At 31.2% G+C, this 23,564-nt stretch carries 21 protein-coding genes and 1 pseudogene; 2 read left to right on the forward strand and 20 right to left on the reverse strand.

Annotation, left to right across the window (positions count from 1 at the left end; genetic code table 11):
- Positions 1 to 4: 4 nt before the first annotated feature.
- The 7 genes from K292_RS0113110 to K292_RS0113145 all read right to left on the reverse strand — a co-directional run bounded on the left by K292_RS0113110 (position 5) and on the right by K292_RS0113145 (position 10,408).
- Complete coding sequence (locus K292_RS0113110; protein WP_037373220.1) at positions 5 to 3,337, reverse strand: SNF2-related protein; 3,333 nt, start codon at positions 3,335 to 3,337, stop codon at positions 5 to 7.
- A 158-nt stretch (positions 3,338 to 3,495) separates the two neighbouring features.
- A complete protein-coding gene (locus K292_RS0113115; RefSeq protein WP_027400205.1) occupies positions 3,496 to 4,338 on the reverse strand; it encodes a MetQ/NlpA family ABC transporter substrate-binding protein in 843 nt (280 codons plus the stop codon).
- A 73-nt stretch (positions 4,339 to 4,411) separates the two neighbouring features.
- On the reverse strand, positions 4,412 to 5,050 hold the full coding sequence (locus tag K292_RS0113125) for a methionine ABC transporter permease (RefSeq protein WP_456318588.1): 639 nt from the start codon (positions 5,048 to 5,050) through the stop codon (positions 4,412 to 4,414).
- 16 nt (positions 5,051 to 5,066) lie between these two features.
- A complete protein-coding gene (locus K292_RS0113130) occupies positions 5,067 to 6,101 on the reverse strand; it encodes a methionine ABC transporter ATP-binding protein (RefSeq protein ID WP_037373221.1) in 1,035 nt (344 codons plus the stop codon).
- 207 nt (positions 6,102 to 6,308) lie between these two features.
- The gene (locus K292_RS0113135; protein ID WP_027400208.1) at positions 6,309 to 6,734 is read right to left on the reverse strand and encodes an RrF2 family transcriptional regulator; all 426 of its coding nucleotides are present in this window, start codon (positions 6,732 to 6,734) and stop codon (positions 6,309 to 6,311) included.
- Between the two features lie 99 nt (positions 6,735 to 6,833).
- A complete protein-coding gene (locus K292_RS0113140) occupies positions 6,834 to 8,663 on the reverse strand; it encodes an ABC transporter ATP-binding protein (protein ID WP_027400209.1) in 1,830 nt (609 codons plus the stop codon).
- A complete protein-coding gene (locus K292_RS0113145) occupies positions 8,663 to 10,408 on the reverse strand; it encodes an ABC transporter ATP-binding protein (protein ID WP_027400210.1) in 1,746 nt (581 codons plus the stop codon). Before K292_RS0113145 ends, K292_RS0113140 begins: the two co-directional genes overlap by 1 nt.
- A 232-nt stretch (positions 10,409 to 10,640) precedes the next feature.
- Between K292_RS0113145 and K292_RS0113150 the strand changes: the two genes are divergently transcribed.
- A complete protein-coding gene (locus tag K292_RS0113150; RefSeq protein ID WP_027400211.1) occupies positions 10,641 to 10,838 on the forward strand; it encodes an HTH domain-containing protein in 198 nt (65 codons plus the stop codon).
- Positions 10,839 to 11,092: 254 nt separating this feature from the next.
- Here K292_RS0113150 and K292_RS0113155 read toward each other — a convergent pair whose 3' ends face one another.
- Positions 11,093 to 11,875: a hypothetical protein gene (locus K292_RS0113155; RefSeq protein WP_027400212.1), complete on the reverse strand. Its 783-nt coding sequence runs from the start codon at positions 11,873 to 11,875 to the stop codon at positions 11,093 to 11,095.
- Positions 11,876 to 12,252: 377 nt separating this feature from the next.
- Between K292_RS0113155 and K292_RS0113160 the strand changes: the two genes are divergently transcribed.
- The gene (locus tag K292_RS0113160; protein WP_027400213.1) at positions 12,253 to 13,254 is read left to right on the forward strand and encodes a biotin--[acetyl-CoA-carboxylase] ligase; all 1,002 of its coding nucleotides are present in this window, start codon (positions 12,253 to 12,255) and stop codon (positions 13,252 to 13,254) included.
- Positions 13,255 to 13,292: 38 nt separating this feature from the next.
- Here K292_RS0113160 and K292_RS0113165 read toward each other — a convergent pair whose 3' ends face one another.
- The 12 genes and pseudogenes from K292_RS0113165 to hisZ all read right to left on the reverse strand — a co-directional run bounded on the left by K292_RS0113165 (position 13,293) and on the right by hisZ (position 23,420).
- Positions 13,293 to 13,877, reverse strand: coding sequence for a PBECR4 domain-containing protein (locus K292_RS0113165; protein ID WP_027400214.1), 585 nt, complete (start codon positions 13,875 to 13,877; stop codon positions 13,293 to 13,295).
- Positions 13,878 to 14,227: 350 nt separating this feature from the next.
- Positions 14,228 to 14,554: a phosphoribosyl-ATP diphosphatase gene (gene hisE / locus K292_RS0113170; protein WP_027400215.1), complete on the reverse strand. Its 327-nt coding sequence runs from the start codon at positions 14,552 to 14,554 to the stop codon at positions 14,228 to 14,230.
- 76 nt (positions 14,555 to 14,630) lie between these two features.
- Positions 14,631 to 14,954: a phosphoribosyl-AMP cyclohydrolase gene (gene hisI / locus K292_RS0113175; protein ID WP_027400216.1), complete on the reverse strand. Its 324-nt coding sequence runs from the start codon at positions 14,952 to 14,954 to the stop codon at positions 14,631 to 14,633.
- Positions 14,955 to 14,967: 13 nt separating this feature from the next.
- A complete protein-coding gene (hisF, locus tag K292_RS0113180) occupies positions 14,968 to 15,726 on the reverse strand; it encodes an imidazole glycerol phosphate synthase subunit HisF (RefSeq protein WP_027400217.1) in 759 nt (252 codons plus the stop codon).
- Positions 15,727 to 15,790: 64 nt separating this feature from the next.
- On the reverse strand, positions 15,791 to 16,504 hold the full coding sequence (hisA, locus tag K292_RS0113185; RefSeq protein WP_027400218.1) for a 1-(5-phosphoribosyl)-5-[(5-phosphoribosylamino)methylideneamino]imidazole-4-carboxamide isomerase: 714 nt from the start codon (positions 16,502 to 16,504) through the stop codon (positions 15,791 to 15,793).
- A gap of 19 nt (positions 16,505 to 16,523) precedes the next feature.
- Complete coding sequence (gene hisH / locus K292_RS0113190; RefSeq protein ID WP_027400219.1) at positions 16,524 to 17,138, reverse strand: imidazole glycerol phosphate synthase subunit HisH; 615 nt, start codon at positions 17,136 to 17,138, stop codon at positions 16,524 to 16,526.
- Positions 17,139 to 17,141: 3 nt separating this feature from the next.
- A complete protein-coding gene (gene hisB / locus K292_RS0113195; RefSeq protein WP_027400220.1) occupies positions 17,142 to 17,723 on the reverse strand; it encodes an imidazoleglycerol-phosphate dehydratase HisB in 582 nt (193 codons plus the stop codon).
- A gap of 184 nt (positions 17,724 to 17,907) precedes the next feature.
- A complete protein-coding gene (locus K292_RS0113200; RefSeq protein ID WP_027400221.1) occupies positions 17,908 to 19,083 on the reverse strand; it encodes an RNA-guided endonuclease InsQ/TnpB family protein in 1,176 nt (391 codons plus the stop codon).
- Between the two features lie 16 nt (positions 19,084 to 19,099).
- Positions 19,100 to 19,273 (reverse strand): annotated as a pseudogene (locus tag K292_RS0113205) (MerR family transcriptional regulator); the annotation flags it as partial.
- 84 nt (positions 19,274 to 19,357) lie between these two features.
- Complete coding sequence (locus tag K292_RS0113210) at positions 19,358 to 20,419, reverse strand: pyridoxal phosphate-dependent aminotransferase (protein ID WP_027400223.1); 1,062 nt, start codon at positions 20,417 to 20,419, stop codon at positions 19,358 to 19,360.
- Positions 20,420 to 20,441: 22 nt separating this feature from the next.
- Complete coding sequence (hisD, locus tag K292_RS0113215) at positions 20,442 to 21,749, reverse strand: histidinol dehydrogenase (RefSeq protein WP_027400224.1); 1,308 nt, start codon at positions 21,747 to 21,749, stop codon at positions 20,442 to 20,444.
- A gap of 30 nt (positions 21,750 to 21,779) precedes the next feature.
- A complete protein-coding gene (hisZ, locus tag K292_RS19415; RefSeq protein ID WP_084146016.1) occupies positions 21,780 to 23,420 on the reverse strand; it encodes an ATP phosphoribosyltransferase regulatory subunit in 1,641 nt (546 codons plus the stop codon).
- Positions 23,421 to 23,564: the final 144 nt, after the last annotated feature.

A 23,564-nucleotide genomic window follows, 5' to 3' on the forward strand; every position in this document is an offset into this window, starting at 1 on the left:
TTCCTTAAATCTCTAAAATTCCAAGTAACTCTTCTTTACTCATTCCGCTTAATCCTGACATATCGTCTTTAACAATTGCATCTGCTAAATTCTTTTTGCTTTCCTGTAATTTTAATATTTTTTCCTCCACAGTGCCTTTCTCAATAAGCTTATACACTTGTACACTTTTTTTCTGTCCAATTCTGTGAGTTCTGTCTGTTGCTTGATTTTGTGCCGCCACATTCCACCAAGGATCATAATGAATAACCACATCAGCACCTGTTAAATTTAATCCTGTTCCTCCTGCCTTTAATGATATTAAAAAAACTTGTATATCATTTACATTAAACTGTTCCACCATCTCCATTCTTTTTTCTTTAGGAGTAGATCCTGTTAAAATATAAAATGAAATACCTTCTTTTTTAAGGCTTTGCATTATTAAATCCAGCATAGATGTAAATTGTGAAAACAAAAGAACCTTATGCCCTCCTAATGCAGCTTCTTTTATAAGCTCTATACAAGAATGGAGTTTTGCACTCCCCGACTTATAATCATCATAGCAAAGTGCCGGATGACAGCAAATTTGACGTAACCTTGTCAGCATTGCTAAAAAAGCAATCTTATTGATTTCTTCATTATTATTTATGTTCTTATTTAATTCTTCCTTTGTTTTCATCAAATTAGCGAGGTATAACTTTTTTTGTTCTCCCTCCATCTGCATATATATTACGCTCTCAACCTTTTCAGGTAATTCCTTTAATACATTGTTTTTTAATCGTCGTAACATAAAAGGTGAAACCATTTTACCTAATTGAGATAATTTTTCTTTATCTTGATTTTTTACAATATCTGTTTCATACGTATCTTTAAATTTTTGATAGCTTGATAAATAAAGAGGCATAAGAAAATCAAATATGCTCCACAGTTCGCTAAGTCTGTTTTCTATGGGAGTTCCGGTAAGTGCAAATCTTTGTTTGCTGTTTATTATTTTCACAGCTTTCGCATTTTGTGTTCCATGATTCTTAATATATTGTGCTTCATCAATTACATGATATCGGAATTCTTTATCTTTGTAAAATTCAATATCCCTTTTTAATAAATCATATGATGTAATAATAACATCATACTCATCCATATTTTTATGAAATTTCTTTCGTTCGGATAAATTACCTATTACTGCTTCAGCTTTTAGTAAAGGAGCAAATTTTTCAATTTCATTTTTCCAATTTAAGACAAGTGAAGCCGGACAGACTACAAGGGTTTTACAATTCTCTCCATTTTCTTTCTTTGAAAGAATTAAAGAAATCATTTGCAGCGTTTTGCCAAGTCCCATATCATCTGCCAAAATGCCTCCAAAACCATACTCATCCATAACCATCAGCCATTGATATCCATACTTTTGATAGTTTCTCATGATAGAATCCAAGCTTTTTGGTACTAGCAAATCACTGTAATCAATGTTATTAAAATTTCTTATTAATTTTTTAAAGTTTATACTTCTTTCAAAACTTATACTACTGGAATCCTTTAACAGCATATCCAAATACAAAGATCTGTATTTTGGCACACTAATTTCATTTGATAAATCTTTACCCGAAAGATCTAACCCTTCCATCATTTCTGATAGTTCATAGAAACCCTCATCTTCCAGTTTTAAAAAGCTTCCGTCTTTCATTCTGTAATACTTCTTTTTAAGATTATATTGCTTCAAAGCATCCATAACTTCATCTATTGGCAATTCTTTTGTATCTAAATCGATTTTTAAAAGGTCATTTTCCAATCTAACTCCAATGGAAATCTGAGAAGTTCTTTTTATTCCCATATTCTTAAATTTATCCGTGGCAAAGACCTCTCCCATGTCTGCCATCTCTTCTATGCCTTTTGTTACAAATTCATATAAATTTTCATCATTTCCTTTTATATATAAACATTTATTTTCATTATCATATCCGCTAAAGTATTTTGCCACTGCCATTTGTACTTTGCGTTCCTTTTTATCATTTCTGACTATCCCATTTTTTGATATTCCATGTAAATATGGATCAAATTCTTTATCTCCATATTTATACTTTATTACTGTTGTTATAACATCTTTTTTAGGACTATCTACATAGAACTTTATATCAAACTCATCAGGTATATATTTTTTTAACTCATCAACATCACCTTTAATAGTTATTAAATTCTCAAATTCAGCTAAAACATTACTGTAAAAGGATGACATATCATCATTTGAAATAGCAAGCTTTTCTCCTGCTCCCGATAAACTTTTCACCAAATCCCTGATCTTTACAGAAAAATCCTGATTACATCTGCACAAAGTTTTTGTAATTTCATTTGCTTTTCCATAATGTGATTTATCATCACAATGTATATAAAGATACTTTTCTCCCAATATATAACTACAATCAGGTAAATGAAGATAAAATCCCTTTGAACTTTTATCTTTCTCTAATTTTAATATAAATTCAGGAGTGTAATCAATTATATTTGATGCAATTGACTTGCTTCCATAAAGTCCAATGAAAGTTTCCATTCCTATAAGAATATCAAATAATTCATCTACCGCAGCTGGTGTTAAGCGTAAAAATTTCTTTTCTGAATCTAATCCATATCTATTATACCTATAACCATATCTATATGAATTGCCTCCTAAACCTTCAATGAAGCTCTCTTTTTCTGACTGCTTTTTTAAGACAAATTGAACTAAAGTTTTAGATTCTTTATCAAAAGCATTCATATTATGAACAAAAGCTAGTTCTTTTCCATATTCAACATTTGCGCTCATCTTAATATTTTTACAAAAAGATTCAATATTTCTTATAACATATTGCCTTTTCTTTCCTACTGTTAAACTAAGATATACTGTATCATCATAAAGTTCAAGTTTTGGAATAACCTTAACCGCTTCATAGTTTTCAGCCTTTACCATATCATCAGTCAAGTATCGATTAATAAGAGACTTAATTCTAATATCCGTAACAACTTTATCGTTTCTTCTTACTTGACGTTCTGCAAAACTCTCATCGTAGTAGTCTCTTGTATCTGTATTATAAAACCTATAAAGCAGTAATGCTAATATATGTTTGCAGGCACAAGGGCCATACGTATCAAAAGCAGGACATGTACAATCATAGCCTTTAATATTTCCATCTTCGTCTAACACAACTTTAGTATTATAGACAGAATTTTCGCTGCCTTTTACCTCAGCTGAAATAATCTCTTTTCCAAAAGCTTCAAATAGTCTAGGATGCTTTACTCTGTTTTCCTGATAGTATTTAACTGCTCTTGTAAATTTTTCTTTTGAATCCGATTCATCTCTAATTTTAAATATAGCTAAATTTGTTTTTAATTTCATAATCTGCATCTCCCACTAAATAGTTTGCCAAATTCTTATGTTTTATGCAAAAAATTAGCTTATACTTCTTTTATATTAATTTCCCCATAAAGATTCCTTTTATAATAAAAATAGCGGGAAACGAAACCCGCTATTTTTATATATTTAATCTTTATAATTTAGAATACGGGAACTACTGCTCCTTCATATTTATCCTCTATAAATTTTCTAGCTTCATCAGAAGTAAGTGCTTTTACTAAAGCTTTCGTTTTAGGATCATCTACATCTTCTGGTCTTACAACTAAAACATTTGCGAAAGTCTGTGCTCCGACAGATTCCTTGTCCTCACTTGCTATGGAATCTTTAGAAACGTTTAATCCTGCAAGAAGTGCATTATTGCCGTTTATAATACCAAAGTCAACATCAGGAAGTGTACGAGCAACTAAAGCTGCTTCCAATTCTTTAATCTGTAAATCATGAGGGTTTTCTGTAATATCCCTAACAGTAGCTTCTAATCCTACACCATCTTTAAGCTTTATCAATCCTTGATCTTGTAATAACTGTAATGCTCTGGCTTCGTTAGTAGTATCATTTGGAACTGCTATAACATCTCCATCTGCGATTTCATCTAATGACTTTTTCTTTCCCGGATAAATTCCAAATGGTTCATAGTGAATCGCCGCTACACTTTTCAGATCCATATTTTTTTCTTTATTAAAATCATCTAAATAAGGCTGATGCTGAAAATAGTTAGCATCTAGTGATCCATCATTTAATGCCGTATTTGGCAGTACATAATCGGTAAATTCTTGAACAACAAGTTCATAACCCTCATCTGCCAAAGTATCTTTTACTGCATTTAAAATTTCAGCATGAGGTGTTGTTGATGCACCTACTGTAATCTTTGTCAATTGATCTTTATCTTTATCGTCAGCAGTATTGCTGTCCTTATTTCCTCCGCATCCTGTTAATAGAGCAAAGGACATTACAAAGACTAATAAAATTGTAATAATTTTTTTCATTTTTTCTTCACGTTCCTTTCTTTTGTATGCTTTTTCGCACTTATATCAAAAAGTATTTTGTTACCTTTTGTTATCAAATATTCCTTTTATCACTTGATTTAGCAATTTTCATACCGATTTCCTGCAAAATCTGCACAACTATAACAAGAAGTATCACAGTAATCCACATAATTTCGGTTTCATATTTATAGAATCCATAATTTATTGCAATTTTGCCAAGTCCTCCGCCACCTACAAATCCAGCCATAGCTGAATATCCTAAAATAGTTGTACATGCTATGGCACTTCCCACAAGAAGAGAAGGCATAGACTCAGGAAGCATTACTTTCAAAAGAATTCTCAAAGGAGAAGCTCCCATACTATGTGCTGCTTCAATTACTCCTCCATCTACTTCTTGAAGTGACTGTTCAACCAATCTAGCGACAAAGGGTGCCGCCGCCACAACAAGTGGTACAATAGTAGCCGTAGAACCTATAGAAGTTCCTACTATAGTTCTTGTAAAAGGTATAATTGCTACTAACAATATTAAAAACGGAATAGATCTTAAGAAATTAACGATTACATTTATTACACTATTCAGCCAAGCAATAGGATGCATTCCTTTCTTATCTGTTAATATTAACAACATACCTAAAGGCAATCCAATAATATATGAAAACAATGTGGAAACAAGAGTCATATATAAGGTTTCAAGTGTACCCATCAAAAACATTAAAATCGTTTGACTATCAAACAAAATCATACACCTCCTCCAATTCTACATTCTGAGTTTTAAGATAATTTATCATTTTATCAGAAAGAGTATTGTCTTCTGGAAGCTGAACAATCATTTGTCCGAAAGCCTTTCCATCTATATTCTTTGTATCTGCAAACATAATATTTACAGGTGCTTTACACTTTAACACCATATTACTGATAACCGGTTCAAACGAGGAATTACCATTAAATACAATACGGACATGTTTACCTGCTTGTCCATGAAAATCAAGTAATTCTCCATCGGGATGCACAAGTCTCTTTGCAGATTGAGTCTTAGGATGGGAAAATATTTCCTCAACTGTCCCATATTCTGCAATCTGACTGTTGTCTATTATGGCAACATGACTACAAATTTCCTCTATTACACTCATCTCATGAGTAATGATTATAATTGTAATATCTAATCTTTTATTTATATCCTTTAACAGTGCTAAAATTGATCTTGTAGTTTTAGGATCCAAAGCACTAGTAGCCTCATCACAAAGAAGAACCTTAGGATTGGTAGCAAGAGCTCTTGCAATTGCAACCCTCTGTTTCTGCCCGCCTGACAGTTGTGAAGGATAAGCATTTATTTTATCCGATAAATCCACTATTTCCAACAATTCTTTTACACGTGCCTTCTGTTTGCTTTTATCAATTTTAGCAATTTCCATTGGGAAACAAATATTTTCCTCTACAGTTCGCTGCATAAGCAAATTAAATTGTTGAAATATCATTCCAATTTCCTGCCTTGTTCTACGTAATTCTATGGCAGACATTGAAAAGAGGTCTCTGCCATCAAAGAGAACCTTTCCTTCTGTAGGTCTTTCCAAAAAATTCATACATCTGACTAATGTACTTTTCCCTGCTCCGCTCATACCTATAATACCAAAAACATCACCTTTGTTAATAGTTAAATTGATGTCTTTCAGAGCATTTACTTCAGAATTCTTAGTCTTAAAAGTCTTGCTTAGTCCAACAATCTCAATAATCGAATCTTTATTAATTTTTTCATCTTCTGCCATGTTTGTAAGATTCCCCTTTCCATAAGCATTACTTTTTTACGCATTATATAATTATATTTAAATTGCAATAATTTGTCAAGAAATCCAAAACTGCTCTTTGATTACTGTAATAATATTAAATTGCATGTATCTATTTGAAATAAAAAACTAAAAGGCAAAGTAAGCTAAGCTTAAACAATGCAATTAAAAAGTTTCTTAATTATCACTTCAATGAGACATTTTTAAATTGTATTTTTTTACTAAATCTGCCAGTGTAATATTGTCTACAACCTCACTGATTGAATCACCTATTTTCTTCCAAACTTCTAAAGTAACACAATCAATAGCTCTGTTACAAGGATTGTCTTTTGAATCAAGACAGCTTACCATAGCTAAGCTTCCCTCCATTAATCTTATAATCATGCCTACGGTGTATTCTTCAGGAGGTTTTGATAACATATAGCCACCTTGCGCACCTCTAACACTTTTTACATATCCTGCCTTATTAAGCTGGGTAATAATCTGCTCCAAATATTTCTCTGAGATATTTTGTCTGGATGCAATACTTTTAATAGAAATACATTCTCCCGAATCATGAACTGCTAAATCTAACATTAATCTTAAAGCATATCTTCCCTTTGTTGATATTTTCACGTTACCACCCCCCTTGAGATTTATTAATTATACCATTATATCATTTAATTGAGTCCTTATAAACAGGATTCAATGATTCCCCTATTTTTATATCAAGCCTTACTGCTTAAATTGGCTGTTATATAAATTTGCATAAAAACCATTACGCTTCATTAATTCTTCGTGGCTCCCCTTTTCCACAATATCACCATTATTAATAACCAAAATAACATCTGCATCTTTAATAGTTGACAATCTATGTGCAATAATAAAACTTGTTCTGCCATGCATAAGATTGTTCATTGCCATTTGTATCAAAATTTCTGTTCTTGTGTCTACAGAACTTGTAGCTTCATCTAAAATCATAATTGACCTGTTAGATAAAATGGCTCTTGCTATGGTAAGCAATTGCTTTTCTCCTTGTGAAATATTTGAAGCCTCTTCATTAATTACAGTCTCATATCCTTGAGGTAAAGTATTAATGAAATGATCAATATGTGCTGCTTTAGCTGCTTTATATACTTCTTCATCGGAAGCTTCCAAATTTCCATATCTGATGTTTTCCATTATTGTACCATTAAATAGCCATGTATCTTGTAATACCATTCCAAACAAAGCTCTTAGATTGTCCCTTGACATGTCTGAAATATTAACACCATCTATTTCTATACTTCCTTTATTTAGTTCATAAAAACGCATAAGAATCTTTACCAGGGTGGTCTTACCCGCTCCTGTAGGTCCTACTATAGCAACCTTTTGCCCCGATTTAACTTCACAATTAAAATCATTTATTATAATTGTGTCTTCATTATAACCAAAGCTCAAATTATTAAACGTAATGTCTCCCTTAAATTTATTTTGATCTATTTTTGCATGTTTATTTTCTTCGGATAATTCCTCTTCCTCTTTTACAAATTCTAAAACTCTCTCTGCTGCTGCTGCTGTAGATTGTAGCACATTTACAACATTTGCTATTTGTGCGATTGGATGATTAAACTGCTTTATATATTGAAGAAATGCCTGAATTTGGCCGATACTTACACTTCCTCTTGCAGCTAACAACCCTCCTACGACACATACAAATACAAAAGCTAAATTTCCAACAAAATTCATCATTGGCATCATAAGTCCTGAAAAGAATTGCGATTTCCATGCTGAATTATATAATTTATTATTTACTTTCTCAAATTTTTTGATAGAATCTTCTTCCCCATTAAAAGCTTTTACAATAATATGACCTGTATACATTTCTTCAATGTGCCCATTAATTTCACCTAAAAATTTCTGTTGATTTGCAAAATACTTTTGGGAACGTTTAACAATCAGCATAATCAATCCTGATGAAAGAGGCAAAATAAGCAAAGCTACCAAAGTCATAATCCAGTTAATAGACAACATCATAACTAATACACCTACTAATGTACATACGTTAGTTACAATCTGTGTCAAACTCTGCCCCAGTGTGGTATTAATCGTTTCTATATCATTTGTAACACGGCTTAAAATTTCACCATGTGTTTTACTGTCAAAATATTTTAAAGGCAGGCGATCCATTTTTTCTGACATATCTTTACGTAAAGCATAAGTAACCTTTTGTGATATACCTATCATCATAAAGCTTTGTATATATAGGAAAAGTGAACTAAGTAAATATAAAGCACCCAATATAGTTAAAATATAAAATAATCTGCTGAAATCAACCATACCTGAAAGCTTTAAACTATCCACTATATAATCTGTGGCACTTCCCAAAATTTTAGGTGACACTATTGAAAAAATTGTACTTGCAATAGCAAAAATAAATATAAATACTAATTTTAATCTATAAGGTTTAAGATAAGATAAAAGAGCTTTCATTGTCTTTTTAAAATTCTTTGGCTTTTCCCCCGGCACTGCTGCTCTTCCGGGACCAAACCTCATGGAGTTATTCCCTTTTGTCTGCTTATTCATTATTGTAACTCCTCCTCATCTAATTGAGATAATGCAATTTCCTTATAAACCTGACAATTTTTCATAAGTTCACTGTGCTTACCTTTTCCTACCATTTTTCCATTATCCAGTACAATAATTTGTTCTGCATTTTTAATAGTACTGATTCTCTGAGTAACTATTATCTTTGTACTGTCTTTCTTTTTTTCTTTTAATTGATTTCTTAACAATGCATCGGTTTCATAATCCAGTGCAGAAAAACTATCATCAAAAATAAAAATTTTAGGATTTTTTACCAGAGCTCTTGCAATGGATAATCTTTGTTTCTGACCTCCTGAAACATTTGTGCCTCCTTGTGAAATTTCAGTATCAAAACCTTGTGGCTTCTCTGATATAAATTCCATTGCTTGAGCAATTTCAGATGCATCTATAAGTTCTTTTTCTGAAGCATTTTTATCTCCATAAAGTAAATTACTTTCAATTGTACCGGAAAATAATACTGCTTTTTGCGGAACATATCCAATTATATCTCGCAGATTATTTTGTTTCATATCTCTTATATCCACACCATCAATGAGAATTTCTCCTTGTGTTACATCATAAAATCTTGGAATTAAATTCACTACTGTAGATTTACCGCTTCCTGTGCTTCCTATTAAAGCAGTTGTTTCACCAGGCTTTGCTGTAAAGCTTAAATCATGAATAACATCTTCTGCTGCATCAGGATAATGAAAAGATACATTTTTAAATTCAACATAGCCTTTTAGCTCTGACTCTCCCTTATTCAAATATTTAGTTTTATTTTCTGCTGGATCTTTTATATTTGACTGTGTTTGTAAGACTTCTGCAATACGCTGGCCTGAAACCAAAGCTTTTGGCATCATAATAAATACCATGGAAATAAGCATGAAGGACATGATAATCATCATAGTATATTGAATAAAAGCAAGCATATCCCCTACTTCTAAAGCTCCCATATTTATCATCTTTGCACCAGTCCATACAATAAGAATAGAAACGCCGTTCATTATAAGCATCATCATTGGCATCATAAACGTCATGACTCTGTTTACAAATAAATTTAAGCTTGTTAGCTCCTTATTTGTTTTATCAAATCTCTTTTCTTCATAACTTTGAGTATTAAATGCTCGTATTACCAACATTCCTGTCAGTCTTTCATTCATAATAAGGTTTAGTTTATCTACTAATTTTTGCAGCTTTTTAAATCTAGATGAAGTTATGAAAAAAAATGTTATCATTATACTAAGTACAATAACCAAAGCAAGAAATATGGTCCAAGACATGGATGGAGAACTTTTATATGCCATAATAAGAGCTCCTATGCCCATTATAGGAGCCATACAAACCATTCTTAGAAGCATTACTGAAACCATTTGAATTTGCTGTATATCATTTGTAGAACGTGTTATCAATGATGCAGTGGAAAATTTATCAAATTCTGCATTTGAAAAATCGGAAACTTTTTTGAATACATCTTCTCTCATATGCATTGAAGATTTTGCGGCTATCCTTGAGGCAAAAAAACCTACACCCACAGCACACAGTCCACCTATAAATGCAATAATTAACATTTGTATTCCTTTTATTAATATGTAACTTATGTTACCCAAAGCAATTCCATTATTAATTATTTTAGCCATATAATTAGGTAAAGCTAAATCTGCCATAACTTGTAAGAATAACAATAACAAAGTAAGTAAAATCAACGCTGTATATGGCTTGTAATATTTTAATAATTTAATCAATCTATCCTCTCCCTTTATATATAATATTTTTTTATTTTCATTTCTGACCGGCGGGTCAGTTGGCTGACATTATTTATTATAATCTTTATTCTAAAAAAAACCAACCTTTTTTTAATTTAAACAAAAACCTATATTTAATGTGATAAAATTATAAAATTAATTTAGTTATTTAAAAAAAGGATTTAGTATTTATGGTATAATATTGGTACATGGCTGCTGAAAGGAGAAATCTATGACAACTACAAAGGATAAAGTACTGAAAATTTTGGAAGAAAATAAAGGCAACAGTGTATCCGGTGAAAACCTTGCTGAAATCATAGGTGTATCCAGATCTGCCGTTTGGAAAGCTATCAATGAACTTAGAAAAGAAGGTTATTTCATTGAGGCCATTACAAATAAAGGATATTATTTGGATACAAAAAATCAATAAATGTGGCTAAAGAAAGAAGACTGTATAGACCATATCTGTTTGCTGAGCCATAAAAAAATTAATGCTTTGTTCTATTTCATTTTTCTTTACTATAAAAACCTCTAAATTCAGGTTTATCCGTCAATTTAGAGGTTATGGCATTGCGTGTGCGTGTTATTTTTGAAAGTATTATATAATTTATTTTTGAAGATTCACTGTCTGAGACAGGGAATAAGAATATTCAAGCCCGTTAGCTTATCAAATTTCACTAAAGTCTATATTTTTTTATCAACACTAAATGATGAGAATTTTATTGCTTGCTTATATGTTCCTGTTTTTGTTTTTGTATCGTATAAAGTTTTATGTCCCGCATAATTATAATAAGTATTTTGGGTTTGCTTATAAGTTCCTACATTTTGATAGAATCTCATATAAAACTCTCGGCAATTATATGATGAACTTTCACTTGGGCCATTATATTTCGTTCCTTTTTTAAATTCTCCTGTTACCGTTGTTGTAACTCCTAAATCCCCTAGGTTTAGAGGTCTACCTGTATATGATCCCTTTAAAGAACCTTTATAGGATTGGCTTAATGTAACTGTTTCTCCTTTTGCTACAGAAAACTTAAATTCTTCCTTTGCAATTTGATTTTTAATAGTAACTTTCTTAGTTGTTTTAACAGGTCCAGTAGTAAAATATCCTTTTGAATTAATTTGTATATTCTCAGGATTAATAAAATTTTCTTCAGCTAAGTCAAATTGTTGCGATAAAGGACTAGTATTTTTGTAATTACCTTCATCTACATCTTCATAGTCTTTGTATTCATAAAATGTAATCTCCCCAGCATCCGGATGTTCTTTAATAATATCATCAATCATGAATTCTGGTATTTTTTCGTCTATATCATCAGATACAGTAATTGTTACCCCTGTTTTGCTTAAGTTTTTATCAATATGAAAATTCCCTTCTATGTCCCCCTCTCCTATTGCAAAAACAATTGAGCTACTTGTAACAAACATACATAGCATTAAAATTACACTAAAAATTTTCTTTTTCATTTTATTCCCCTTTATAATAATTAAAAATCAATAAGTCTTTTTAAACATATTTCTTGTTATAAATCTTTATTTAATAGATTTATCTTAATTTATAACATCATTATTGTTTAAAATATAAAATAAGTTTTTTGTGCACATGTATATTTTATCAAAAGTTTATATCATTATATGTCGAAAAAGGTTGTCGAAAACATTTTTTAATAAAAGTTGACTCATTCTTCAGCTTCATTAAATATTGAATTTTGAACTGTGCCACATTATAATAAAGTTAAACGAATTCTAGATTATTTTAAAATGGAATTCATCATTTATGGTATAATTGTTTCTATGATAGAAACAGCATTGCTAGAAGGTGAAAATATCTTAAGGAGAAATCTATGACAACTACAAAGGATAAAGTACTGAAAATTTTGGAAGAAAATAAAGGCAACAGTGTATCCGGTGAAAACCTTGCTGAAATCATAGGTGTATCCAGATCTGCCGTTTGGAAAGCTATCAATGAACTTAGAAAAGAAGGTTATTTCATTGAGGCCATTACAAATAAAGGATATTGCTTAGATAAGAAAAATGATGTTTTATCAGTCCAAGGGATTTTACCTTTCTTATCCGACTATGATACAAAGGATAAGATATTTGTATTTAAAACTTTAGAATCAACAAATCAGACTTTAAAAAAAATGGCAATAGATGGTGCTAAAGAGGGTACAATGGTCATTTCCCAAGAACAAACTAAGGGAAAAGGTCGTATGGGCAGAAGTTTTTTCTCCCAATCAAAAAGCGGAATTTATATGAGTATACTGCTAAAACCCAACTTTGGAATTTCTAAATCTGTATTAATTACAACTGCGGCTTCTGTAGCTGTTTGCCGTGCAATAAAAAAATTAACAAATGCTGACCCTAAAATAAAATGGGTAAACGATATATATATTAATAATAAAAAAATATGCGGTATATTAACAGAAGCAGTTACAGATTTTGAAAGCGGTCAAATCGAACATATCGTATTGGGAATCGGTGTAAATTTTAATACTGAGGACTTTCCAAAGGAAATATCTAATGTCGCTGGCTCTCTAAATACAAAAAATACCTCAAGAAATGAATTGATTGCTGAAATATACAAAGAAGTTTTATCCATAAATAACAATTTAGAATCCAGAGAATTTATAAAAGACTATAGATCCTTGTCCTTAGTTTTAGGAAAAGAAATCCGTATTTATAAAGCAGGAAAGGCCCCAGCAGGAAACGAGCCAGATGATAGAAGTACTGATTTTATTTGTGCCACAGCAATAGATATAGACAATAATGGTGGCTTAGTAGTCAAATATAAAGATGATTCTGTAGCCTCACTTAACTCAGGAGAAATATCAATACGGGTATAGTAAATTATATTTTTCGTACTTCAAAAGGTAATTTATAATTAAAAAAAAGTATCCTCCAAGTATAAATTTCCTTTACTGTCAAAGATTTGCACAGATTTAACTTTTACAATTTTCTGATTATTAATATAATCATTACTTTTTTCATAAAAAAAAGATTCAATATAATATTTACTTGCATCTTTAGCAATACAAAGATGTCTATATTCTGAATTTTCTTTTTCAAATAATATATACTTAGTCTTATATAATTTTGAATTACGTAATAAACTCCTATCAAAGTCTATAACTACTTCTGTATATGTAAGGGACATTAAGTTTTCTGCATTGAAATGGGAGTACCTATCTACAATTTTATTATAATAGCAACTACTTTTAACATCAATCTCTGTCAATTTACTTTGTTTAATCTTAGAAATAATATATTTAGAATTTATTATATGATTTTTGGGATCATTAAATCTTTGTATAAGTGGAAGGTCCACTAATTTATGTAATCCAATCAAATGTGGAAAATTTTCTTTCTTATAAATATATTTAATTTTAGCACCATTTTCTAATTCATAACAAATTGTAAAATTAATTAATTTTTTGTAGTTTTCAAATTTTGCTAATAATCCTGCCATAAATTCTCCTACGCATAGAAAACGCCCTCTAAAAGAGAGCGTTTTTTTTCAAATTAGGTTCATTACTTTTCGGATTTCTCCTATTTAGGGCTAGGCGAACCAACCTGCATTAGCGTCTCCATATGAACTATGCCTAAAACAGCACATATTTCGCTGACATTTATAGTATATGCAAAATATTTAATTTAGTCAATATTTATTATAATTTTCGTAGATAATTTATAAATAGTGATAAAAATTAATCAAACTTCTTTAAATTTACATTTTGAATTACGCTTACAATTTAACATAGTATAATGCGTTTTCATTTATTGATATTATCTTTATGATTATATGGATATTTATCTTTATCAACTATTATGGTCTGTGGTATGGAAGGTTTTTAAATTACCTATTTTTTTACTTCTCTCTTCCAATATGTTATTAATATCATCAAGTTTTATTCCCTGTTCTACCATAAGCACCATTAAATGATATATTAAATCACATATTTCATTTTCAGTATCTTTATTTTCTTTATTTTTTGCAGCTATAATTACTTCACTACATTCTTCTCCGCATTTTTTTAATATTTTATCTAATCCTTTTTCAAACAGATAACAAGTATAAGATCCTTCTGTAAAAGTCTCTTTTCTTTGCTGTACCACTTGATATAAAGATTTCATAGCATCACTCATAGATCACATTCTATAATGTATTTATAATAAAATACATCATTTTTCCTTTCTCCATTTAAACGTTATATAATTTAATCTATTTATAAATATGACCAACTTGATAAAAACAGCTCTTATTTCCTGTATGGCAAGCAGGTCCTGTCTGCTCAACTATAACCAATAAGGTATCATCGTCACAATCAGGGGTAATGCTTATTACCTTTTGTATATGACCAGATGTTGCTCCTTTATTCCAAAGTTCATTTCTTGATCTGCTGAAAAACCACGTATAACCTGTCTCTATAGTCTTTTTTAAACTTTCTTCATTCATATAAGCAAGCATTAGAACTTCGTTAGTATCTTTTTCCTGCACAATAGCAGGGATTAGCTCTGATTTAACAAAATATTTTTTTAAATCCATTGGTTTTCCTTCCTTAAATCCTTACAGGAATATTATTTTTCTTTAAATCTTCTTTAACTTCACCTACAGTTAACTCTCCATAATGAAATATGGATGCTGCAAGAGCCGCATCAGCACCTGTTTTTTCAAACACTTCAGTAAAATGGCTCAATTCTCCGCAGCCGCCGGAAGCAATAACAGGAATATTAACTGCACTGCAGACAGCATTAAGCATATCTAAATCAAACCCTTCTTTTACACCATCTGTATCCATAGAAGTAAGTAAAATTTCTCCTGCACCAAGGCTCTCTGCCTTTACTGCCCATTCAACCACATCTATACCTGTGTCTATTCTTCCTCCATTTATATAAATATGGTATTTACCATCTGATACTTTTTTACCATCTATGGCAACTACCACGCATTGATTTCCAAACCTCGCTGCCGCATCTGCAATAATCTGCGGATTTTTAATAGCTGCAGAATTAACAGAAACCTTATCAGCACCTGCAAGAAGCAAATCCCTGAAATCATCTACAGTTCTTATGCCACCGCCTACAGTAAGAGGTACAAATACATTTTTTGCAGTACGTCTTACAACATCAATCATAGTTCCCCTACCTTCATGGCTGGCTGTAATATCTAAGAATACAATTTCATCAGCTCCCTGTTTATCATATGCCACAGCACAGTCCACAGGATCTCCCACTTCTTTTATTCCCACAAAATTTATACCCTTTACTACCTTGCCATCTCTTACATCTAAACAAGGGATAATTCGTTTTGCCAACATAACATTATTACCTCACCTATCTGATTCCAACGCTTATCGTATATTAACAATAAGTAATATGGAGTTATTTACTATACTGAATTGCTTCTTTAAGTGATAACGTCCCTTTATAAATGGATTTACCGCATATTGCACCGTAAATTCCCATTTCCTTTAACGCTTTTATATCGTCTATAACGTGAATACCTCCACTTGCAATTATATTACAGCTTACAGCTTCATTTATTTTTCCTAGTTGGTCTAAATTAGGTCCTGATAAAGTGCCATCCTTTGAAATATCAGTAAAAATAATAGTAGAAACACCTATTGCTTCCATACTCTTGGCCATATCTATATAGTTTGTATCACTGTCTTCAAGCCAACCTGAAGCAGAAACCATACCATTTTTTGCATCAATTCCAATTGCAATTTTTTCTCCATACTTTTTTACAGCTTCCTTAGTTAACTCTGGATCTCTAAGAGCAGCTGAACCAAGAATTACCCTAGCAATTCCATTTTCTAAATAATGTTCTATACTTTCAATACTTCTTATTCCGCCGCCAATTTCTACCTTTAAAGATGTTTCCTTCGCCACATCTTTAAAAATTTTACTGTTTTCTAAATTTCCTTTTAAAGCTCCGTCTAAATCAACCATGTGAATCCATTCAGCACCGTTTTTCACAAAATCCAATGCCGTTTCCACTGGATCTTCCGCCACCTTTTCCGTTGTGGCAAAATCACCCTTTGTCAATCTGACACATTGTCCGTTTTTAATATCTATTGCAGGTAAAATAATCATACTAGACTCCTTATCAATACTAAAGATTTGCGAAATTTTTAAGAATACCAAGCCCTACTTTTCCGCTTTTTTCCGGATGAAATTGAGCTCCATATACGTTCCCATTGAATACTAATCCCGGTACAATTCCGCCATATTCACTGTACAAGGAAATATTCTCTTTTGGCGTTACAGCTTTATATGAATGAACATAGTAAAGCATATCTCCTTCTTTAATACCTACAGATAAAGGGCATTTATTTTCAATTTTTATATCACTCCATCCCATATGTGGTATTTTAAGTCCAGGTGCGTCTATGAATCTGACTTCTCCTTCTAATATCCCTAAACAATCGGTCTCTTCAAATTCATATCCTTTTTGAAAAAGCATTTGCATGCCAAGGCAAATCCCAAGCAAAGGTTTACCACTGCAATTATCTTTTGCAGCAATTTCATCGAGTATAACCTCTACAAGACCTGTTTCGTTTAATTTTTTCATAGCATCAGGAAGAGCCCCAACTCCAGGAAGGATCAACTTATCCGCACGTTTTAAATCTTCAGCAGAAGAAGTAATAATATTTTCATATCCAAGAAAATCCAAAGCATTTTTTACGCTAAATAAATTTCCTGCACCATAGTCTATAATTGCTATCATTATCTAAATAACTCCTTTCGATGAAAGAATCTCTGCCCTGTCTCCGATTTTCACCGCTTCTTTTAATGCATGAGCAACTGCTTTAAATATGGCTTCACACATATGATGATCATTATTTCCGTAATGAACGTTAATGTGCATGGTAACTTTAGAATTCATTGTAAATGCCCTGAAAAATTCTTCTACCATCTGTACTTCCATATCACCCATATAAAATCCTTTAAACTTGGAGTTGAAAACTAAATATGGTCTTCCACTTATGTCCACATTACAAGTAGCCAAAGCTTCATCCATAGGTATTGTAAAATTGCCGTAACGGGCAAGTCCTGTTTTATCTTTTATGACTTCATAAAATGCCAAGCCAAGTACAATTCCAATATCTTCGATTGTATGATGACAATCTACTTCTAAGTCCCCTTTACACTTGACAAAAAGATCAAATCCACTATGAGTGGAAAAAGCCGTTAACATATGATCAAAAAATCCAACACCTGTTTTTATCTCATTTATTCCCGTTCCATCAACGCAAAGGCTTAAATCAATATCCGTTTCCCTTGTCTTTCTTTTTATTTCTGATTTTCTCATTGTTTAACCGTTACTGAAAACTTATAAAAAGTTATAAACTTTTATGTTTCATTCCTACTTCTTAGTGTCTGTTTTTGTATTAATAAATTAACACTACTCACATTTGATACAACACTCCATAGGCTTAAATTCCTGTTTAACGTACAGTACATATCTATAGTAATTTTTAAAGATTTTTAAAGTATTAGGCTATAGATTTTAAAACATTTTCTCCATATTTTTCAAGATTTAATGAAGCTTGATAATCTCTATCAATTTTATTACCACATTCAGGACATATATAAATTCTATCTGATAATTTCAAATTTTTATTTATATATCCACATTCTGAACATGTTTTACTTGATGGGAAATACCTATCTGCTTCTATAAATTTTATATTATTCCATTCACTTTTATATTGAATTTGTCTATAAAACTCATACAAACATTGTTCTTGAATAGCTTTTGATAAATGTTTATTTTTCATCATATTCATTACAGCTAAATCTTCTAATACAATAAACATTGGTTTTCTATTTATTATTTCAGTAGTTGTTTGATGTAAATAATTATGACGAATATTCGTTAAACGTTTTTTAATCTTTAAAAGTTCTTTTTCGCTCTTTATATTATTGCTTGTTTTACAGTATTTTTCTCCTTTCTTATTTTGAATATATTTCCTGCTTATTGAACGTTGCAATCTACGTTCTTTCCTCTTTAATTTTTTAATTATGCTTGTTTTATTTATATTTTTATAAGTATTACCATCTGAACAAATAGCTAAATCTTTAATACCTAAATCTATACCTACACCTTGATTAGTTGGGATAACATTAGAATTTTCATACTCTATACCTACCGAAATCCACCAATTTAATCCATCAAACGTGATTCTAGGATTAGTATACTTACAATTAGTTGGAATTCTTTTCTTCTCAGCTAATTTAATCCAATTTATTTTTTGTTTGTTTTGCTTTTTACTTTCTGAAAATCCTTCAACTTTTACATGGGTATTACTAAATTTAATTTTAATATTATCTTGATAAAAGCTAGGTATAGACTTCTTTCTATTCTTAAACTTTGGATATTTGCATTGTCCTTTAAAAAATCTCTTATAAGTATTACAAGCATCTTTTATCGCTTGTTTAGTTACATTATTGCTAATATTATTTAGCCATTGATATTCTTCAGTTTTCTTTAATTCAGTAAACTCTTTTCTTAAATCATTATCAGAAATAAATTTATTACCATTTTTATATTTTTCTTGTTCTCTTGCAATCGCCCAATTATAAGCAAATCTTGCAGTATTAGCATATTGAAATAATTTAGTTTTTTGTTTATTATTTGGTAATAACATTACTTTAATTGATTTTTTCATTTTCCTCACTTCCTTTCAAATTTGGTTTTATATTCATAACCTGATTTAATTGTTCATGAGAATAATATATATATCCATTATTAGAAGTGTGGTGAGGATTAAGTTTATTTGCTTTATCCCAATTTTTTAATGTTTGTGGCGTTACACCTAATATTTTTGAAAATTCATTTATAGAATAGCATTTCATAATATATATCCTTTGATTTGATAATACTATTCTACTATAATAACTTATAAAAATTAACACTTGTTTATAACTTTTTATAAGTTGTCTTTAGCAGTTACACACCTTCAAAATTTCAAACATGGCATTAATTAATGCTTTATTTTCATCTGGATTCCCTGCTGTTATTCTAAGTGCATTTCCTAGTTTTCTTACAATAATAGACCTTTTGATTAATTCATTATAAACAAACTTTGCATTATCCATCTCCATATAAACAAAATTTGTATCAGGCTTTATAATCCTTTTAACTCCATTTTTGCCTTCAAGAGGCACAAGTCCTTTATAAAGCTCTTCTCTGGATGCTATTATTTTTTCAATAGACTCTTTTATATATTCTTTATTTGATAAAACTACTGTTCCAACTGCCTGAGTTAATGAATTAATATTATATGGTGATCTTACTGCATTTAAGGCATTAACGATTTTAGGAGAAGATACTAAAAATCCTAATCTTATAGCCGCACAACCTAGAGCCTTGGAACAAGTTTTTAAAATAATCAGATTATCAAATTTATCTGCTAAATCAAGAATGGATTCTGAAGAGAACTCCATATATGCTTCATCTAAAATAATAAGACAATCTGTGCTTTCTACAATTTTTATAACATCTGCTCTTTTAATTACAAGTGACGATGGACTGCATGGATTTGAAAACAATACCGCCTGAGGCTTCAATCTATTTATCGAATCAATTGCTTTATCAACAGTTAGAACTAAATCATCATTTTTTTCTATAACAATACCTTCTTTTTCATAAGCATGTCCATAAAACTGATACATAGAGAAGTCCGGCGTGAAGGTAAGTAACTTGTCTCCTCCCATGAGGAAAGCTCCCATTATAACAGTGATAAGCTCATCCGAACCATTTCCTGCTATTACATGCTCAGGATCTACACCATAAAGCTCACCGAATTTTTCTCTTAAAATTTTACAGCTTGCATCCGGATAACGATTAAAGGAAACTTTTGAAATTGCTTCCAATATTTCATCTTTCATTAATGTTCCGGGATTTATAAAGCTTTCATTTGCATCTAATCTTATTTTATAATTTTCTGTTACAGCATCATAGGCTACCAATCCTTTTACCTTATTGTTTAATTCATACGCCATTATATTCTCCTCTTATCTTTCTCTAAAATCTGATATTTATGGAATTAGCATGGGCTGTTAATCCTTCTCTCTTTGCAATCTCATTTATATCTTCTTTTGCATCCAATAAAGCTTCTTTTGTATAATAAGTGTAACTCATTTTCTTAATAAAGCTATGGACTCCAAGAGGAGATGAGAATCTTGCAGTACCTGATGTAGGTAGCACGTGATTAGTGCCTGAATAATAATCTCCAAGAGGCTCAGGTGAATAATCACCGCAAAATATAGAACCTGCATTTTTAATAAGAGGCAAATAATTCATAGGAAATTCCATCATTATTTCTAAATGCTCAGGAGCAATTCGATTTGCTAAATCTATCATTTGACCTTCTCTTCTGCAAACAATAATCGCACCGTAATTATTTAAAGACTCCTCTATGATTTCATGCCGTCCCATTATTTTCATCTGTTTTTCCAGTTCTATTTTTGTTTGACTTGCAATCTCATTACTTGTTGTAATTAAAATGGAAGCTGCCATCTTATCATGTTCTGCTTGGCTCATTAAATCCGCTGCAATATATTCTGGATTTGCAAATTCATCTGCTAAAATTAGTATTTCACTAGGCCCTGCTATCATATCTATATCAACCTGACCGTAAAGAAGTCTCTTGGCAGTAGCTACAAATATATTTCCTGGTCCTACAATTTTATCCACTACAGGAATGGATTCTGTCCCATAGGTAAGGGCTGCTATAGATTGAGCTCCTCCTACCAAAAATACCCTGTCAACGCCGGCAACATAGGCAGCAGCTAATATATCAGGATTTGCTCCATATACTTTTTCACCGTCAGCATTTGTTTTTACAATTGGCGGTGTTACCATAATAATTTCTTCAACTCCTGCAATTTTAGCCGGAATTGAATTCATTAGCACAGTGGAAGGGTATGCAGCTGTGCCCCCTGGAACATAAATACCTACTTTCCTTAAAGGTCTTATAAGCTGACCTAAAAGCACACCTTTATATTTTTTAAGTTCATAATCCTTTTGTACCTGTTTTTCATGATAAAACCTAATATTTTCAGCAGCATGTTCAAGTGCCATTCTATATTCAGGTTCTGAACAATCGTATGCTCTTTCCATGGCCTTTGGATTTACTTCAAAATGCTGCGGGCATCCTCCATCAAAACGATTGCTGTACTTAATTAACGCTGAATCTCCTTTTTGCCTTACTTCATTTATAATATTCGTAACTGTCTGTGTAACGGTATGATTTACTTCTCTTGATCTTTTTTTCATGTCTTCTAAAAATTCAAATTCCTGTGTACCATCAGCATAAATTGTTTTAATCATTCTAATTCTCCTTGCTTTTACGGGTTAATTTTATTTTTTAACCCTTCTTTCAATCGCCGCAATAATATCATCAATTGCATTTTTCTTTAGTTTCATACTGGCTTCATTTACAATCAATCTGGCAGAAATATCCCGAATATCTTCGATGACTTCCAAACCATTTTCTTTCAATGTAGTTCCTGTTTCCACAAGATCAACAATACCATCAGCCAAATCAAGTAATGGTGCAAGCTCTACTGAACCTTCTATTTTTATTATTTCTATATCCATGCACTTGCTTTCAAAATAGCTTCCTGCTACTTTAGGATATTTTGTAGCTATAGTCTTAGTCGAATACCCACTGTAAAAATCTGTTCCCTTTGGAGCTGCTAAAGCAAACTTACATTTACCAATACCAAGATCTATAACTTCATAGAAAGTTCCGCCATGTTCAACAATTGTATCTTTCCCCACCACACCTATATCGCATACTCCATGCTCTACATAAGTAATTACATCTGCTGCTTTTGCAAGTACCACTTCTATATTGGTATTTGGAATTGTTAACAAAAGTTTTCTTCCTTTTTCTTTAAGGTTAATTACATCATAACCAATTTCTTCAAAAAGTTCCACAATACTTTTCTCTAAGCGACCCTTTGTTAAGGCAATTCTAATTTTGTTTTTGTTAATATCATATTTTTTTTCAGGTTCTTCTAAAAGCCCGGCTGCCAGTTGATCTACATTGATACCAAAGCCTATAGCTGGAAGATCTTCACCAAAGTCTTTAAATAGTTCATCATATCTTCCTCCTGACAAAACAGGCTCTCCCGCAGAAGCTATATAGCCTCTGAAAATCAGTGAACTATAATACTCTGCTTGATTTACAAGTCCAAAATCTATCATTATTTTATCATGTAAATTCAATTTCATTAAGCCTTGATAAATTCTTTCCAAATATGAAATCATATTCATAAGTTTCGGATCATAACCATCAAATAGAGTTCTTGCTTTATCTAATGCTTCCTTTCCTCCAAACAGTTTAGGAAGTTCTTTTAACAGTTCTGCCGTACGATCGCCCGCAAAGCCTTCAAGCACATCAGACAAAGCTGCATAATTTTTTGAAGAAATAAGAGCATGGATATTTTCCTTCTCTTCTTCCGAAGTATTCAAATTCTTCATTAATAATTTAAATACACCAATGTGACCAAGCTCAATACGAAATTCATTTGTACTGCATGCAGACAAAGCTTCAATCCCTGTAGTCAAAACTTCAATATCCGATTCAAAAGTGGATAAGCCTATAAGCTCTATTCCCATCTGCATTATCTCACTGCTTTTTCCTCTTAATTCAGGCTGTGGCCTATATACTTTCTGCGCATAATACAGTCTTATAGGAAGTTTATGACCTTTTAATTTAGTTGCCGTCATTCTGGCAATAGGAATAGTAGAGTCAGGTCTCATCGTAATAAGACGACCTCTGTTATCCATTAATTTATACATGCTTTCTTGAGGAAAATACATAGCATTCGATGAAAAAACATCATAAAATTCAAATCCAGGCGTAATAACTTCATTATAGTCTTTTCCCTCAAATGTTTCTCGTAAATTATTTATTATTTTACGCTGAGCAACACATTCTTCAAACAGTAAATCTCTTGTACCCTCTGGTGTAATTCTATCATATTTTTTCATATTATTATTCTCCTTTTAACTATTTACTTAATTTTATATTAAAGAAATATATTCTTAATTCCTTATTTACGTTATTATGTTATCACTTTAAAGTGATAAAGTCAAGAATTCTTATCTAATTTAATATATATTCAATAAAAAAAT

The sequence above is a fragment of the Anaerovorax odorimutans DSM 5092 genome (assembly GCF_000426305.1).
In the GTDB taxonomy this organism is placed as follows: Bacteria; Bacillota; Clostridia; order Peptostreptococcales; family Anaerovoracaceae; genus Anaerovorax; species Anaerovorax odorimutans.

Bases quoted from the DNA above. Each gene is read 5' to 3' on its own strand.
- K292_RS0113110 (WP_037373220.1), bottom strand. From the start codon at position 3,337: ATGAAATTAAAAACAAATTTAGCTATATTTAAAATTAGAGATGAATCG.
- K292_RS0113115 (WP_027400205.1), bottom strand. From the start codon at position 4,338: ATGAAAAAAATTATTACAATTTTATTAGTCTTTGTAATGTCCTTTGCT.
- K292_RS0113125 (WP_456318588.1), bottom strand. From the start codon at position 5,050: ATGTTTTTGATGGGTACACTTGAAACCTTATATATGACTCTTGTTTCC.
- K292_RS0113130 (WP_037373221.1), bottom strand. From the start codon at position 6,101: ATGGCAGAAGATGAAAAAATTAATAAAGATTCGATTATTGAGATTGTT.
- K292_RS0113140 (WP_027400209.1), bottom strand. From the start codon at position 8,663: ATGAATAAGCAGACAAAAGGGAATAACTCCATGAGGTTTGGTCCCGGA.
- K292_RS0113150 (WP_027400211.1), top strand. From the start codon at position 10,641: ATGACAACTACAAAGGATAAAGTACTGAAAATTTTGGAAGAAAATAAA.
- K292_RS0113155 (WP_027400212.1), bottom strand. From the start codon at position 11,875: ATGAAAAAGAAAATTTTTAGTGTAATTTTAATGCTATGTATGTTTGTT.
- K292_RS0113160 (WP_027400213.1), top strand. From the start codon at position 12,253: ATGACAACTACAAAGGATAAAGTACTGAAAATTTTGGAAGAAAATAAA.
- K292_RS0113165 (WP_027400214.1), bottom strand. From the start codon at position 13,877: ATGGCAGGATTATTAGCAAAATTTGAAAACTACAAAAAATTAATTAAT.
- hisE (WP_027400215.1), bottom strand. From the start codon at position 14,554: ATGAGTGATGCTATGAAATCTTTATATCAAGTGGTACAGCAAAGAAAA.
- hisI (WP_027400216.1), bottom strand. From the start codon at position 14,954: ATGGATTTAAAAAAATATTTTGTTAAATCAGAGCTAATCCCTGCTATT.
- hisF (WP_027400217.1), bottom strand. From the start codon at position 15,726: ATGTTGGCAAAACGAATTATCCCTTGTTTAGATGTAAGAGATGGCAAG.
- hisA (WP_027400218.1), bottom strand. From the start codon at position 16,504: ATGATTATTTTACCTGCAATAGATATTAAAAACGGACAATGTGTCAGA.
- hisH (WP_027400219.1), bottom strand. From the start codon at position 17,138: ATGATAGCAATTATAGACTATGGTGCAGGAAATTTATTTAGCGTAAAA.
- hisB (WP_027400220.1), bottom strand. From the start codon at position 17,723: ATGAGAAAATCAGAAATAAAAAGAAAGACAAGGGAAACGGATATTGAT.
- K292_RS0113200 (WP_027400221.1), bottom strand. From the start codon at position 19,083: ATGAAAAAATCAATTAAAGTAATGTTATTACCAAATAATAAACAAAAA.
- K292_RS0113210 (WP_027400223.1), bottom strand. From the start codon at position 20,419: ATGGCGTATGAATTAAACAATAAGGTAAAAGGATTGGTAGCCTATGAT.
- hisD (WP_027400224.1), bottom strand. From the start codon at position 21,749: ATGATTAAAACAATTTATGCTGATGGTACACAGGAATTTGAATTTTTA.
- hisZ (WP_084146016.1), bottom strand. From the start codon at position 23,420: ATGAAAAAATATGATAGAATTACACCAGAGGGTACAAGAGATTTACTG.